At 53.4% G+C, this 16,964-nt stretch carries 4 protein-coding genes; all 4 read right to left on the reverse strand.

The window, feature by feature from the left end; all coding sequences use genetic code 11:
- Window positions 1-44 precede the first annotated feature (44 nt).
- Window positions 45-1,478, reverse strand: coding sequence for a glycosyltransferase (locus ACFFK0_RS09595; RefSeq protein WP_377469918.1), 1,434 nt, complete (start codon window positions 1,476-1,478; stop codon window positions 45-47).
- Window positions 1,475-6,976 (reverse strand): hypothetical protein, encoded by a 5,502-nt coding sequence (locus ACFFK0_RS09600; protein WP_377469920.1) that lies wholly within the window; start codon window positions 6,974-6,976, stop codon window positions 1,475-1,477. The genes ACFFK0_RS09595 and ACFFK0_RS09600 overlap by 4 nt, the downstream gene beginning before the upstream one ends.
- A 161-nt stretch (window positions 6,977-7,137) precedes the next feature.
- The gene (locus ACFFK0_RS09605; RefSeq protein WP_377469921.1) at window positions 7,138-8,781 is read right to left on the reverse strand and encodes an S-layer homology domain-containing protein; all 1,644 of its coding nucleotides are present in this window, start codon (window positions 8,779-8,781) and stop codon (window positions 7,138-7,140) included.
- A 74-nt stretch (window positions 8,782-8,855) separates the two neighbouring features.
- The gene (locus ACFFK0_RS09610; protein WP_377469922.1) at window positions 8,856-16,913 is read right to left on the reverse strand and encodes an immunoglobulin-like domain-containing protein; all 8,058 of its coding nucleotides are present in this window, start codon (window positions 16,911-16,913) and stop codon (window positions 8,856-8,858) included.
- Window positions 16,914-16,964: the final 51 nt, after the last annotated feature.

Below are 16,964 nucleotides of genomic sequence, written 5' to 3' on the forward strand. Positions count from 1 at the left end.
AAGCCCCCACCGGCGGCACCATCGTCGCGGTCGGGGGCTTCTTCCTACTTATCTTCGATTTTCACCAGCTGTTCCCGTATTCGCTCCAGCGGCTTCTCCAGCTTCGGCTTCACATCCGGATACGTCTCCGCCAAATGCGTGAATATCCGATGCGCATCGCCGAACTTCCCGGCCGCCTTCGCCACCTCGGCGAGCGAGGCGTCCGCCCGCCAGCGCCGGATCTCGTGATCCGGCGACACCGTGCCGCGGTACTGCTCAAAGCCCTTCTTCGCGCCGCGCAGCAGCTTCTCGGCTTCCCGGTGCAGCTGGCGGGCGCGCTTCATCTGCAGCAAGGCTAAATAATACTGCGCGTCCGGATAATGCGGCTCCAGCTCCAGCGCCTTCCGGCAAGCCCGCTCGGCGGCGTCCAGCTCTTCCCGCTCCGTATACAGCTTCGCCTGCAGCATATACACATCAAGCCTTCTCGCAAAATGCGGCTGCCGCCCCGCATGCTTCTCGGCTTCGTGCAAACCGCGCAGCGCCTCGTCCTTCGCTCCGTCCGCCAGCGACTCTCTCGCATAATACAGCCACCAGCCGGGATTGTCCGGCTCCTCCTCGACCATCATGCGCAGCAAGTCGAGATTGCGCCGGATTTTCCCCTTGCGCTGCATCATTTCCGGCTCATAGCCGTCATGCAGGAGCCGAATCCGCACCGGCTGGCGGTACGCTTCCGACGCGAACATCCCCTTCCCTAGGGCGATGACCTGCTCATGCACGCGGCCGTAGTACCGCAGATTCCGATTCAAGGGAAACATCCGCGTCTGCGAAAATTCATGGTGAACCGCGCCTTGCTTCTCGTTCACCTGCCAAATATAGAGCACCGGCGGCGCCTTCAGCTCGTCAAACAATCCAGCCGCTTCCCGCACCGCAGCGATATCGGCCGGATGAAGATGCTCGTCCGCATCGACCCAAAGCACCCAATCCGTGTTCATCGCCGCAAGCCCGGCATTCCTCAGCGCCGCAAAGTCATTCTGCCATACCGCCGACACAACACGCACTTTCGCGTATTCCCGAGCGATCTCCACCGTGCGGTCCTGCGACTCGCAGTCGACGAGGACGATGTCATCCACGGCGTTCAGCAAGCTCTCGATGCATCGCCGGATCGAACGCTCCTCATCTCTGGCAATGATACCGGCCGTAACGGTCACCGGCTTGCAGCGGAGCAGCTCCTCGATGTCCGGTCGGCGCGAGCCCTGCGGCACCGGCCGCAGCGACTCCTGCGCCTCCGCCACCCACGTCGCCTGCGGATCCAGCAGCCAGGCGCGCTCGTAGGCGGCCGCCGCCGCGGCGCCGGAGCCGCGGCTCTGCAGCGCTTGCCCGAGCAGCACCCACAGCTGCGCCTGCAGCGGCTGCTGCCGGAGCGCCGCGGCAGCCTGCGCTTCCGCTTCGGCATGCCGGCCCGACTGCAGCAAGCCGATAAGAATCTCTATTGCACTCATACTGGGTGATCCACGATAACTGCAAAGCGATCGATGATCCCTTTCCCCGTTGTCGGATCGGTACCCACGAGGGTGATGTAACCATGACCTAAGCCGTTTGACTTCACCTTCAAATCGTTTCCTTCCATCGTCACCGTTGGTGCCAGATCATTGCTCTCCATGCCTGTCCATTCCATAGCAGCGATCGTGAATCGCGTCGCTGAGGTAATCCCGGCATCGGCAGCGGCATACAGCTCATACAAGTTCTCTACAACACTTTCCGTATCAATATTCAAGTTGATGAATACATAATCAACAGGTTCGGTTAGTGGATCAGCCGGAGCTCTGAGCGTGACGGTCTTGCCTGTCAGCTGCTCCTCGGACGTATTGCTTATCGTCACATTGATCAACGCATCCGTAGGACGCGATTCCGCATGGCCGGCAAATTCAATCACAGGATAAAACGGATCGGTTTCATCCGTATGAACCCAATCCTGCTCCGAACCATACGTTCCCGGGATCCATGTGTCCACCGTATACATCCGCCCGTCCGTACCGCCGATGAAGAGCGGCTTCAAGCTTAGCGACAGCCCCTCCGCTTCATACACCGTATAAGAGTCCGCCAAATCGATAATCGGATTGATCGTATACGGCACCGTCAAAGCCGGACCTTTACCGTCCGTCGCTGTCACCATGAACGTAGCCGGAGTCGACCAGTTGTCAAAGCTTCCTGATAGTACCAAATTACCGCTATCCAGCGTGGCCGTCACTCCGTTGCTCTCATCCGTCATCAAACTGGACGTAGAGGACAGGCTGAACGAAAGCTCATTCGATTCCCGATCGTAAAACTTATTATACAAAGATACGTAAGGGCTCGAACCGCTCACTGTAGGCGTATAGTACTCGTTCGTGGATACCCCGTCTTTCGTTGTGACAGGCGTATTGACTTCGATGCCGTACCGCTGCCGAGCACTTTTTCCGTCGGAAGCGTAGAAGTACAAGTAACCCCCGGACCAAAACGTTCCGCTGTATACCAGCTTATGTCCATCTACAATGTAGTCCATTAGTGCGCCTGAAGCCGAGCTCCAATCATATTCGAAGGTGATCGTATCGTTATCCGAATCGGTAAAATAATCCCGGAGATCGATCGTCGTTATCGGTACATATTCATTCGGCACCGCGTTGATCAGCGGCAGCGGCTTCGTCAGGCTCGGCTTCGCGTTTTTCAAGATCCGATACGGCACCGTTGACTCAAACGTTTTCCCGTTAAACTCTTCCTTGGCTTTCACCGTAAACATGGCCTCGTCATCGTTCAACGTGCCGCTGAATGAGAGCTGCCCGTAGTCAAGGTTCACGGTCAAACCGCCTACATTCAACTGGTTCGTTTCGGCCGCACCGTCCATCAGGTAATACGATAAATTTCCACCGTCGGTCGACTCGAACATATTCCACATATACTCGGAGCCATAAGGTTCTTTCAGGAGCTCGCCATCCGTCCAGTAAATAACAGGTTCACTCACTTTGACGACCGGATTCCGAATCGGCTTCAAATTCACATAGTAGTACACCGGATCTGACTTGTGATCGGTTCCCGTGACCGTAAAGGTAGCCATAGATGCCAGAGGGCCGGTAAAGCTCAATACCCCCGAATCGCTGATGCTCGCCGTCAACCCGCCGCTCATGTATGTGTAAACATCGTAATCGATCGCGTCCTGATCGCCGTCCGAGAAAATCGTATTCAAATCAATGTCAGGCAGCGGCTCGCCGTCTTCCAGCGTAAGCTCATAGCTGCTTGAAGATACTGTAGTCACGTTGTTTTGGTATACGGTATACGATGCGGTCGCGTAATAGCTCGGCTTGTAAGGTTCCGCAGCCTTAACAATAAACGTTGCCTCCGGCCCAGTCAGCTCGCCTGTAAAGTACAGATTGCCGCTTGCAAAGTAAGCGGTCAAGCCGTCCGCCGGATTGTCTCCTACCACAGAATACTCCAGATCCCCTCCATGGCTTGATGTAAAGTTCCCGCTCAAATCCGCCATTGGAAGATAAACGTCATTGTTAGGCGTTCTATTCTGGTACAACGATACGCTATTTTCGTGTACCGTCGGGTTGCTCAGCGGCCTGAAAGTAATCCGGGTATTCACATGGCCTCCCTTTTTGTCTTCCGCATAGAGGTAGATCACCGCCCTTTCGGTCAAATCGCCGGTGAACGTCAGCTCTGTGCCGGTAACGATCGGCTCAATATCACCATACCAGTCTGCTGAATACTCAAGTGTATCCCCGTCGGCATCTTGGAAGATGTCCAACAAGTTCAAAGTCGGCAGCGTTTGTCCTTCTTCGATATAGATCGAATAATTATTATACTCATCGGTCACCGTAGGGGCTGTGTTCGGCAATACGGTGTAAATGGCCTGCGAATCGAATTTCGTTCCGTCCGCAGTCGTTTCCGTCGCTTTCACGGTAAGTTCGATAGAACCGGAATATAAGTTTTCGTTAAAATAGATCCATCCGTCTTCTTCCGAGAGCTCCGCATTTTCCGGAACTACGTTCACAATCTCAAAGCTCAACTCTTCCGATTCCGACGATTTGTTGAAATTGTCCCACAGGTTAATATATGGAATCTCCCCGTTCAATGCATAATGCGTGACATTGCTCTCGAAGACCGGAGGAACGAGCTCATAATGGATGTGAGCGCCGGATTTATACTTCCCGTCGTTGGCAACAATGTCAAACTGGGCTTTGCGCGAGTCCCAATTTCCGTCGAATCTGACGATATTTCCGTCCCTGTATGCGGTTATGTACTGCTCCGGATCGAACCACAATTCATACGTTAAAGCATCGCCGTCATCATCTTTAAACAGCTGAGACAAGTCCAGCTGCGGCAGTGAATCGCCGTCCCGGATAACTTTGTAATAGTCATCCTCGTAATAGCTCGATGTCACGACCGGCTTATGGTTTCTCGAGAACGTATACACGGCCTCCGAGCTGAGCTCTTCTCCGCGAATCGTCTGCGAAGCCGTCACTTTATAGGATACGGTCTTCCCTTCCGGCAGATTACCTCTTAATACAAGGTAGCCGGATGGCAGCGCTTCTCCATCCACATACACATCCGGTACCGTTGTACCGATTTGCTCGGCGGTGAACGTCAGCGGACCTGTACCGACCCCGATGAAATTTTCGGATAAGTTAAATACGTTCTCTCCGCCATCCGCTCCGTTCACGGTGAAATATTCCGTTATGTTAGCTTCGATCACTCTCGGAGTGCCGCCCAGCAGCAAAGTGTACGTAACGTAATTTTCTCCGCGTTTACTGTCCTTCGCCCAAATCTTAATCGTCACATCTTCCGTCAAGCTGCCGGTTAAGCTGAACATATTGCCGGTAATCAATGGCGTAATGCCCGAACCGCTGATCACCTTTGCATCGTAGCTCAACGTATCTCCGTCCATATCGTAGAAAAGCTCCGTCAAATCGATCGGCTCGGGCAGCGGGTCGCCATCGAACAGCAACTCACGATACGTATCCGTAGTCACCGAAGGAACCGTATTCGCTCTCACTTTATAGACAGCTGACGCCGAGGACGTTCTTCCGCCAGGAGCCGTTTCCGTCGCCGTTATCGTAAACGCAGCTTCCGTCCCCTTCAAGTCTCCGGCGAAATACAATTGATCGTGCTCAATTTTGTCGACTTTAACCCCGTTTACATTCCATGCCGGCGCTTCATCGACCGTGTAAGACATCGTTCCGCCGTTTTTCGGTATGAAGTTGTCTCTTAAATTGACAGGGAAGAACACCCCTCGTCTCTTATCTTTTTCATCATGATAGAACTGCTCATATACGATAACCTCGGACTGAACCGCCTCCAAATCCTCATACGATTTGAAGGTAAACACCGCTTCGCCTCTTGCTCCCTTTGAATCCTCAGCATATATGACGTAATGCACAGGGGACCCTGTGTACGTTCCGTTGAACGACAATGTCGAGCCGTTAATCGTTGCCGAAATAGTAGCCCCGCTTGTCGATTGACCTTCATTGATACCGAACGTCAGGGTGTCATTGTCTGCATCCGTAAAAATGTTGTCCAGATTGTACGTTACGCCCGTCACGCTGTCCCCGCTGTCGTACGGGAACGTAAAGTTGTAAGGATGTGCTGAAGGCGCATGATTGACTGGCGGTATGGCAACAAATTGGTATGTCGCATAGCCGCTGCGAAGGCCTTGCGGATCCTCGGCATAAACGGTAAATGCCGCATCGGAGAACAGGCTGCCCGAGAACGTTAACCAGCTTCCGCTCATCGACGCGGTTACCCCGCCTTCCGTCTGAGGCGAGACCGCGTAAACGAGCGAATCGCCGTCCGGATCGCTGAAATCGGCGGACACGTCAATCGGTTCGAGTTCAGCAAGATAAGGCTTCTCATACGTATGCGAAGCGGTGATGACGAAAGGCGGGCGGTTGACGTGCTGCGGGGCCTCGGGGTCCAAATACACCTCAGCCGTTACCGTGTTCGCGCTCTTTCCGTCGTTAGCAAGGACATAGAACCGTGACGGAGCCGTCATCGTTCCGCTCAGCTGCAACTTCGAACCGGATATCGATGCGTTCACACCGTTCTGATGCTCGGAGCCTTCATTCAAAATAAATGTCAGCGTATCATTGTCCGCATCTTTCACTAATTTGTTCAGCTCTACGGTTGTGTCTACATACCCGATCGGCGCATATACACTATACGTCACACTGCTTACTGTCGGGGCATGGTTCGGTTTGACGACTACTAACGTCGATGCGGAGAGCCCGGCGCGGTCGGTTGCGGTGACGGAAATCGTTTTGTCATTATTCTCGAAGCCGGTCACCGACAGGAGCGAGCCGGATACGAGACTTGCACGGAGTCCGGTGCTGGTAGGATTATAGTCGATAGAGTAGCGCAAAAAATCGTCCGGATCCTCATCGTCGAAGAATTGGGTCACATCAATGTACGGCATCAATTCATTTTGCGTCTTATACCGTGCCTCGGGAACCCGTACGACCTTGGGTGCATGATTGAACGGCATTTCGCTGGCAACCGGCGCAACCTGCGTTTCGATCGCCGTCGCTAAATCAGTCGCCTTAAACGAGTTTTGGGAGCCATATTGATACATATGGCTGACGAGGTCGCCGATATCCGCCCTGCCGTTGGCGCCTAGCCCGATGACGTTGACGTTCACGGTTTGCTGCTGGCTCGTTACCATATTGGTGACCGTCAACTTGGCAAATCCGGCACTGCGCAGCTTGACATTGAGGAACGCCCCGTTCAACTGCCATTCGGCGATATTTCCCGCCCCCGGAGTCTCGGCGTCAATTTTAAAAGTTGAAAAACTGTTGGTTGCCAGCTTAATCGTTTTTGATTCGCCCGGTTGACCGAGGATTGTGAAAGGCTCGGCAGCGGCATATGCAGCGGGAGCCGCCGCGGGAACGATCCCCAGCGTTGCGGCTAATGCGGCCGCGATTTTCGTATTCGCTGTGTACTGCTTTGTTTTCGATTTTCTTCTACCCATACGTCACCTCTATCAACTTGCATCGTTATGAATATTCTAACATTGAATTAGTTCTGAAGGAATGCTAAAGTCAGTATTTTTCGACTATTATTCGTTCATTTGGACTACAAAAAGAGGAAGGCCGCTCGAACCGAGCAGCCTCTGACTATCCATGATGTAAACTAATTCATAAACTTAACGTATTGCAGCATCCGCTTGAGAATGGAAACTCCTTGAGCTCTCGTAGCCGATTCTTTCGCCGCAAACGACGTATCCGTCATGCCTTGAATAATCCCTGCTGACACCGATTGTGCGGCAGCGTCCTTGGACCAATCCGCTATGTTGCTTTGGTCGACGAATGGATTCAGTACGGTGCGGTCTGCTTTAACCTCGGTGCCTGCGAACTTCATCGCTCTTGCAATCATGACCGCGAGCTGTTCGCGGGAAATGACCTCATTTGGACGGAAGGTGCCGTCTTCATATCCATTGATCAAATCAGCCTCTTGAGCGGCTCCGACGCTGCCTGCGAACCAATCGTCGGCCCGCACGTCCTTGAATCCCTCCGCCTTCCGCTGCTCAATGCCAAGCGCACGAACAAGAAGAGTGGCGAATTCTGCTCTGGTGATTTTGGAATCCGGCACAAAATGTTGATCATCCACGCCGCTCACAATCAATTTGCTGGCAAGCTGCTCAATATCCTTTTTAGCCCAATGGCCGGACAAATCATCGAACGTCTTGGAGCTTGTGATGATGGAATAAATGCTGTTACCTTTTCTCAGCATGGTGGCTTGATTGTTCTCAAACCACGTTGGTATTGGATACAGGGTCTTTGCCGTCGGATCGTACAGAACGCCTATAGACTTTTCGGCGTCAACCGGCTGAACCAGCGGCACGGAACGGGAAACGTAGGAAGCAAACGAGCTCAGCTCCTGGCGCTGGCCATTCGCGCCGGTTACATCCACCTTGAAATCAACCGGTGAAACGATCATCGAGGCTCCCAGGCCGGAGGCCGTCTGTTCAGCCTGCGACGACACGTCCGGCTTGGCCTTCTCGATCGTAATTGTAATCACTGCGTCCTTCTCCGTTACCCCGAGAGTTTTAGCTAGAGTAGGCGCATCTACGTTGGTTGGCAGATTGTATTTGCCGATGTTGGTGTTGACTTGCAGAACGGACGAAGGATTCTTCTCAGCCATCCGAGCTAAAAGCTCGAGCGTCAGTTCTGTTTTGATCGTATCACCGGTACCTTGTACGTCAACCGAAAATACCTTCGCCTGAGGACCCGAGCTCGTAACGATTTCGCTCAGTTTGGCTGAATCTACTTTGGCTGTAACAACGCCCTGCTGAACCGTTTCAATGACCGTTTCTGTGATGGGGACGATCTCAGACTGCGTGGTCGGTGTGGCCGGTTTGTCCGTATTGCCAGTTGTGGCACCACCTCCGCCACCGCCGCCTCCGCCGCCTCCGCCGCCACCGTTACTAGGAGCGGCAACAACGAAGGTTGCTTTGCTTACATCCGTAGCGGAACCGGCTACCGTCACGTACGAGCCTAGATCGGCGCCAGTCGGGATCGTGAACGTCTTCGTAAAGTTGCCGGAAGAATCCGTACTAGCTGTATCTATATAAAACACGGTGTTATTCGTACTATTAATGACTTTGATGATGACTTGCGGATAAATCGAGTTGCCGGAAATGGTTAAACTGTTGCCGGGATTAACTTGCGTTTGGCTGACGTTTACCGTTACAGAAGCGTCGGCGTAAATGGTTGCGGACATACTGCCCCATACGATGGCCGCCGCTGAAACGATAGTTAACAGACGTTTCTTCACTCTTGCATCCACCCCCATGATGTGCGGCCAAATCCGGCGAGCACCGGATTTGGTCGACTGTATTGCATTGTTTTTTAATTAGGTAATTTCGTTAATTCAACTTCATCAGCCAGCTGTGTGCCTACCGTACTATCCAAATTATTGAAGGAATCTAGGATCAAAACTTTGACTTTATGAGTTGAAACGTAAGCTTTATTAAAGAGTGCCGATACGGTTTGAGCAGTATCGCCTTTATATTCGAATACGACAATGCTGTCCGGTGTAGTCCCGTTCATCAATTGGAACACGACATACTTGGTCTTGGTGTCGGATACGCCCGGTTTCGCCGATACCGTTACGGTCGCCTTGATGCCGCCGGTTGTTTCAAGCTTGGCGTCCTTAATCTCGTACGGCTTGCCGGACTCGGCAGCAAACGCCTTAGACGTCGGAGCACTCTCATCCAAACCGCTGTGGGTTACGGTCACCAAGATCGTTCCAGACTCTGCACCAAGCTGAGCAATCGTAACGGTTGCTTTTGCGGCGCCCGGAAGGACAGTTTGATTGCCAATCAACGCCGAAGGGTTAACCGCATCCCGATAAACCTTAACCACATCGCCTGGATTCAGGTTAACAACTTCAACCGTGTCGGCCTGTCCGCTGGCATTGTTGATAACGGTAATATCGGATCCAGCTGGAGCCGGGCTGATGTCCTTTTTAATTACCGTCACCGTGAAAATTTTATCTTCATGAACCGTACCCTTCGTAATTGTCGCCGTCAGCGTTACATCCTTGTTGCCCGCGCTGTTAGCCGGTCTGTTGACAACGCCGTTTGTTGCAATCAGCGCCGGGTCTGAGGATACCCATGTCACTGCTGTGCCATCCCCGCCATCTGTAGGGAGGGTGATGTTCTTTGTTACGTCGTAACGGGTTTCTCCAGCGACGTAACCGATCTCCAGGCGTGCTTTCGCCCCACTGACTGCTTCCGCATCGGACAGAGCCGTTTGCTTCAGTACATTGACAGTAAATACCTTGTCGGAGGATATACCGTTCTTTGTAACCGTTGCGGTCAGCGTCACACGCGTATCACCTGTTGTAAACAAAGGACGGATTACGGTTCCGTCTGATTTGACAACTTCATTGTTACTTGAGGACCAGGTTACAGTCGTACCGTCCGCCGATGTTGTAGGCAGTGTTAGGAGTTGCGTGACGCTTGCCGCACTATCGCCGACTGAGTATCCGATTTCCAGAGCTTCTTTACCGTTTGTTAATGCCTCCGAATCGGATATAGATTTCTTGAGCACCTTGAGTACGAAGTCTTTGTATTCGGTAGCGCCATTCTTCGTAATTTCTGCCGTCAGAGTAACCACAGCATTGCCGGCAGAGTGCGAAGGACGTTTCACAGTACCGTTCGCACCACTCACTTCGATAATATCAGTATTATCAGAAGTCCAGCTGATCGATGTACCGTCGGCTCCTGCAATCGGGAGAGTAATGTCTTGCGTTACACCCGAAGGAGAATCGCCAACCCCATAGGTGAGCTGCAGCGCCGACTTGGCGATGCTGACCGCTTCCGCATCGGTTTCAGGTTGCGCAAAGACTTGTACGACGAATACCTTCTGTAGTGGCGTTGCCGCTCCTTTGGTAATTGTCGCCGTGAGCTCAACCGCCGTGTTTCCTTCGACATGGGTCGGACGAGTGACTATCCCATTATTGGCAGAGATGGCAATCACACCGGTCTTATTCGAAGACCAAGTTATTGTCGTTCCATCCACCCCTGTTGTAGGAAGGATCAAGTTATTTGTCACAGCAAACGCCGAATCTCCTGACGTATACCCGATTTCCAGCACGGACTTACCGTTTGCAATAGCTTCCTCATCGGTAATTGCATTTTTAATGACCTTGACTACAAACTCTTTAGTTAACGTAACGCCGTTCAGCGTTAAAGTGGCTGTCAGCGTAACCGCCTGATCTCCCGTGGAATACGCCGGACGAGTAACTGTGCCATCAGCTGCGACTACGGCAGGATTGTCACTGCTCCAGGTAATCGCGGTACCGCCAGTGCCGGTCGGTAGAAGCATCAGGTCGCCTGTCACACTGTTGATTTTATCGCTTCCTGTGTAGCCGATTTCCAGCGCGTCCTTCGCGGATTGCAGCGCTCCTGTATTCAGACCGGCGTCCAGCGCGGTCTGGATGGCCGCCTTATCCGCATAGCCATCCGCCGGTTTGCCGTTATAAACGTAGCTCGCGGTGCTATCTTTGGCCGCATTGCTCAACAGATTGTAGACACTGAGGTCAAGCGCCAGTCCCGGTGCCTCCAAGGCGGTTCTCGTCGCTGCTGCATCAACAGCTTTATTAACATCGGCTTCAGGAGTCCTTGCTGTCACAGCGTTGTCAAAAGCAGTTTGGACGGCCGTCTTATCGGCAAAAGTCGTCGCCCTAGCAGCGAGAACAGCTGTCGCCGCTGCGTCCTTGTCGGCATTTTTCCAGCCTGAATATGCACCAAGCGTTAACGCAAGTCCCGCATCTTCAAGAGCTGCTCGCATTGTCGTTCCATTAGCGAGGTTGACGTTGGCTACACCCTGACGTGCGGTAATAGCTGCGTTGAATGCATTTTGAACAGCTGCTGTGTCGGCATATCCATCCACAGGACGCGCTGTAAACACTTGAGAAACAACATCGCCCTGATCCACCGAAGTCCAAGCCGGATACGCCCCCAGAGTAAGATTCAGTGTCGCGTCTTCCAACGCCGACTTCATCGTTCCGGAAGTTGCCGTATTCACAGCCGCGACAGCAGCTCGCGCGTTCAGAACCTCATCGAACTTGTTTTGCAGCGACGCAAGGTCGACATAGCCTATCGACGGACGGTCAGCAAGTACTTGACTGGATACTGCCGCTTGATCCGACGCTGTCCAGCCTGCATAAGCACCTAGGTTCAAACCCAGCCCGCCATCTTCCAGGGCCGACTCCATGGACGCCGCATCCGTTGACGAGTTCACGGCAGCCATCAGAGTTCGAGCCGCAATGGCGCTATCGAAGGCGGTTTGAATATCGGATTGCAGCACATACCCGTCTGTCGGCTTATTGGAAAGCACATCGGAGGCTACCGCCGCTTGGTCTGCAGCCGACCAGCCTGCATAAGCTCCAGGTATCAGGCTCAACGCCGGAGCTTCAAGCGCCGTCTCCATTGCAGCTGCGTCTGCTGCTGTGTTAACCGCAGCTACTGCGGAGCGAGCTGAAACCGCAGCATCAAAAGCCGATTGAATCGCAGCAACGTCTGCATATCCCATACCAGGACGACCAGCAAGCACTGCACTCGAAACCGCATCTTGGTCTGCATTCGCATACCCTGCATACGTCCCTAGGGTAAGATTGAGAGCCAAATCCTCTAAAGCGGTCTGCATGCTTGTTGCATCGGCTGCCGCATTCACTGCCGCTACCGCGCTTCTTGCGTTCACCGCATTGTTTAGAGCCGTTTGAACAGCTGCTGCGTCGGCAAAGCTGCCGGCTGCCAAAAGTACTGCATGTGCAACGGCAGTCTTATCGGCGGTCGAATAGCTGCTATAAGCGCCGAGTGACAACCCTAAAGTTACATCCTCAAGAGCCGTTTGCATATCTGTGTCTGTGGTCGCTGCATTGACATTGGCTACCGGAGTGCGGGTGGTCAATGCCGAATTGAACGCAGCTTGGATTGCAGTAAAATCAGCGTAGCCGGAGCCAATGCCGGCGATAACGGCGTTTGCTGCATAATCTTTATCTGTGCTTGTCCAGCCGGCATACGCGCCCAGATTCAGTCCGAGCCCTGCATCCTCAAGGGCCGATCTCATGTCGGCTGCTGCAGAGGCGATATTCACTTTCGCTACATACTGGCGCGCCGCAACTGCCGCATCGAAAGCGGTTTGGATGGCATTGACGTCGACATAGCCGGTACCCGGGCGTCCATTTAAAACGTCAGTCGCAATAGCATTCTTGTCGGCGACCGTCCATCCGGTGTATGCCCCATGAGTCAGACCGAGCGCTACGTTTTCCAAAGCCGTTTTCATGTCACTGCCGGTCGAAGCATTGTTGACTGCTGCCATTGGCGCGTCGGCAGAAATGGCGCTGTTGAGCGCCAATTGAATGCCGGCGGCATCAGCAAACCCCGTTACAGGGCGGTTCGTAAAGAGCAATTCGTTCACGTTGTTTTTATCCGCAGTGGAAAGCGCATTGTACGCAGTTAAATCCAACGCAAGGGAAACATTCGTAATGGCGGAACCGATTGCTGCTGCAGAAGCGGCCGTGTTGACAGCCGATACTGGTCCTCTATTCGTAATCGCAGTTCCAAGTTCCGCTTGTACGGCAGTGTCGTCCGCATAGCCGCCTATAGGGCGATCGGAAACAACTTCAGCCGCAATTGCATCTTTGTCTGCATCCGTCAATCCGGAATAACCAGTCAGATCCAGTGCTAAGGTCCCGTCCTCAAGTGCCGTGCGCATTGCGGACGCTGAACCCGCAGCGTTAACATTGGCCATTGGAGTGCGGGCGGTGAGCGCCGAATTAAATTCCGTTTGTATTGCAGGCTGATCCGCATATCCGTCGGTAGGACGATTTGCCAACAACGTTGCTGCTACAAAATCTTTATCTGCTGTTGAATAAGCTGAGTAAGCCCCTAACGCAAGTCCTAAAACAGGATCTTCAAGAGCGGTTGTCATCACGCTGTTGCTGCCGGCAGCATTTACCGCAGCAACGGCCGAACGAGCGGTAATAGCGTTATCGAACACAGTCTGAATCGCTGCCGTATCCGCATAACCGTCAGCAGGACGGCCAGCGAAAACTGCCGAAGCGACATACTTCATATCTTCGGTTGCATAGCCGGCGTATGCACCTAAATTCAGTCCTAGCCCTGCATCTTCCAATGCCGTCTTCATTGCTGCATCAGATGCCGCCGTGTTTACCGCCGCCACATAAGAACGATTCGTTACAGCCGTGTCAAACGCCCCTTGTACGGCTGCTATATCTGCGAATCCGCTGCCCCTGGCTGCTCTTACCGCTGCTGCAACAGCCGATTTGTCGCTAGTTGCATACGCGGGATACGCTGAACCAAGGTTTAACCCCAGCGCCACGTCTTCGAGCGCCGCTTGCATGGCCGCATCGGTAGCTGTACCATTCACAGCTGCAATATACTGCCTTGCAGCAATAGCGTTATTAAAAGCGGTTTGGATAGACGCTTGATCGGCAAATCCACTGCCTCTATTCGCCATAACATGATCTGCGACAGCGTCTTGGTCCGCTGCTCCCCATGTGGAATATGCGCCCAATACCATAGCTAATGTCGGGTCGGTCAGCGCCGTATTCATCGCCGTCGCCGTCGCAGCAACATTCACGTTCTGAATCGCTACCGCCATGTCGAATGCCGATTGAACCGCTGCTGCGTCCGGGTAGCCGCCAACAGGACGGGCATTTAGCACCCAATTCGCCACAGCCAATCTGTCCGCACCGCCAAATGCTGTGTAGGCAGCGCCTAGAGTCAAGCCTAACCCGCTATCTTCAAGTGCTGTCTGCATTAAAGCGTCGGATGAAGCAGCATTAATATTGGCCATTGGGGCCACCGCAGTAAGAGCTGCGTCAAATGCCGATTGAATAGAGGCGCTATCTACGAAGCCGCTTGGCAAGCGAGACGCCATGACAATGGCCGCTACGGCCGTTTTATCTGCAGTTGACCAAGTGCTATACATTCCCAAGTTAAGGGCAAGGGCAACGTCTTCAAGCGCAGTTTGCATATCCGATACCGTCGCAGCTACGTTCACATTAGCCACAGGCGTACGAGCCGCAAGCGCTGTATCAAACCCGGTTTGAACGGCAGCTTGGTCAACATATCCGGTACCCGGACGTCCGGCAAGCACATCCGCCGAAACGGCAGTCTTATCGGCTGCAGTCCAGGTGGTATATACCCCCAGCGTCAATGCAAGCGTACCATCTTCCAATGCTGTTTGCATTTGTGTTGCATCTGCTGCAATATTCACCGCCGCAACAGGGATGCGGTTCGCGACAGCTGTATCAAACGCGTTTTGAATGGCCGCAAGATCAGCGTATCCGTTCGCCGTACGTGCAGCAAATATTTCGGCGGCCACAGCTGCGCGATCCGCGTTAGACCACGTAGGATAGGCAGAGCCCAGATTAAGGCCAAGAGGAGCATCTTCCAGAGCAACTTGGATAGCCGTGGCATCGGCGGCAGTGTTTACGGCAGCAACCGGTGTACGCACAGTCAAAGCAGCATCAAAGGCTCCCTGAATGGCGGCTTGGTCCACATAACCGGATACCGGTCGATTTACCCGCACGATATGCGCAATATCATCTTTGTCGGCATCAGTCCAGGTGGCATAGGCCCCAAGCGTAAGCCCGGTCAAAGCTTCCAGAGCCGTCCGCATGCTTATATCGTCCGAAGCAATGTTGATGTTGCTGACTTCGGTACGGAGACCAACTTCCGTATCCAAAGCCGCCTGCACGGCCGCTTTGTCGACATAGCCTGTCCCAGGACGGGCTGTCAGCACTCCGGTAGAAACCGCCTGCTTATCGGCTGATGTCCAATTAGTGTAAGTAGTCAAGTTCAATGACAGCGAGACCGATTCCAAAGCGGCTTGAATCGCTGCAGCGTCCGGGGCGATATTCACATTAGCCACTGGTGTCCGAACCGTAACAGCCGTGTCAAATGCCGCTTGAACCGAGGCAAGATCTGCATAGCCGGTACCCGGCTTCGCTGCAAAAACCGCTGCTGCGACTGCAGCTTTGTCAGCAGTAATCCAGCTGGAATATACCCCCAGACTCAGCCCCAGTGACCCTGCTTCCAGTGCGGCTTGGGTAGCTGCAGCATCTGCAGCTATGTTGATATTCGCAACGTCCGTACGCGCAGTAACGGCATTGTCAAATGCGGTTTGAACTGCGGCTGCATCAACATATCCCGTTGAAGGACGGTTCGCCACAACGTCAGCCGCTACTGCAGCTTGGTCAGCCGTAGTCCATGCAGGATACGAGGCCCCCAAATTTAAACCAAGCGCCACATCTTCAAGCGCCGCCTCTGCAGCCGCAGCAGTAGCCGCCTTGTTGACGGCTGCCATCGGTGCATTGGTTGCAATGGCACTATCTAGCGCCGTCTGAATAGCCGCCTTATCGGCATAGCCACCGCCGACTCCGGCTCTTACCAAATCCGCTACCGCATTGCGGTCTGCCTTCAGCAAAGCGTTATAAACCGTAAGATTCAGCCCCAGGACAGGCGATGTAATCGCCGTATGAGTGGAGGTGGTGTCATAGGACGTATTAACCGCCTCAACCGCGATCACGAGTCGTTCGTTCGCAATGATCGGAGTAAATGCCGCTTGAATATCGCTCTGACGTGCATATGCACCGTTCGCGGTGCGGTGTGCCAAGAGGGCGGCAGCAACATTCATTTTATGGGACGCAGAGAACGAATAATACAGCGTTAAATCCAGACCCAGCTCAGGCGCTTCCAAAGCAGACCTCATTGCGGTCGCATCAGCAGTCGAGTTCACATTGTCTACATATGGTTTAAACGCCTCATATTGGGTGCGGTCGGTTACGAGCAGGTTCAACTGCGTTTGAATGGCCGTCTTGTCGGCATAGCCTGCTCCGCGATTGGCCAGCATAGCGTCGACGACTGCATCCTTGCCGTCCGAGCTCAGGTTTTGATAGGAAGTAAGAATCAGACCAAGGTACGTATCCTCCAGTGCCGCTTTCATCGAGGCGCGGTCGGAGGCATTGTTCACCGCAGCCAGGTAGCGGGCATTGATCTGGTCCGTTACTGCGTTGTTGAGAGCGGTTTGAATATCGTTTTTCGTACCGAAAGCACCATGAGCTGTCCGATAATCAAGCACACGTCCTGCGGCGAGTGTCTTCTCCGGTCCCGTCAGGTTGTCGTAGGAAGTAAGAATAAGTCCCAGCTCGTAATCCTCAAGCGCTGTCTGCATATCCGCATTGCTGGAAGCGCTATTCACCGCATTGATTGCACTCTGCAAAACTTCAGCGTTCTGCTCTACGGCAGTCTCATCGTTCAGCTTCACTTGAAGGGCTGTAACATCCGCATACGGTGCGCTTCCTACTAATTTTGTTGCTACATTCGTTTGTCCGGCAGAGCTTAAAGCGGTATAGAACGTCAAATTCAAGCCGAGCTCAGGCGCCGATATAGCGGCCTGCATATCTGCGGCTGTTGCAGC

The organism is Paenibacillus chartarius, assembly GCF_042432825.1.
GTDB classification, from domain to species: domain Bacteria; phylum Bacillota; class Bacilli; order Paenibacillales; family NBRC-103111; genus Gordoniibacillus; species Gordoniibacillus chartarius.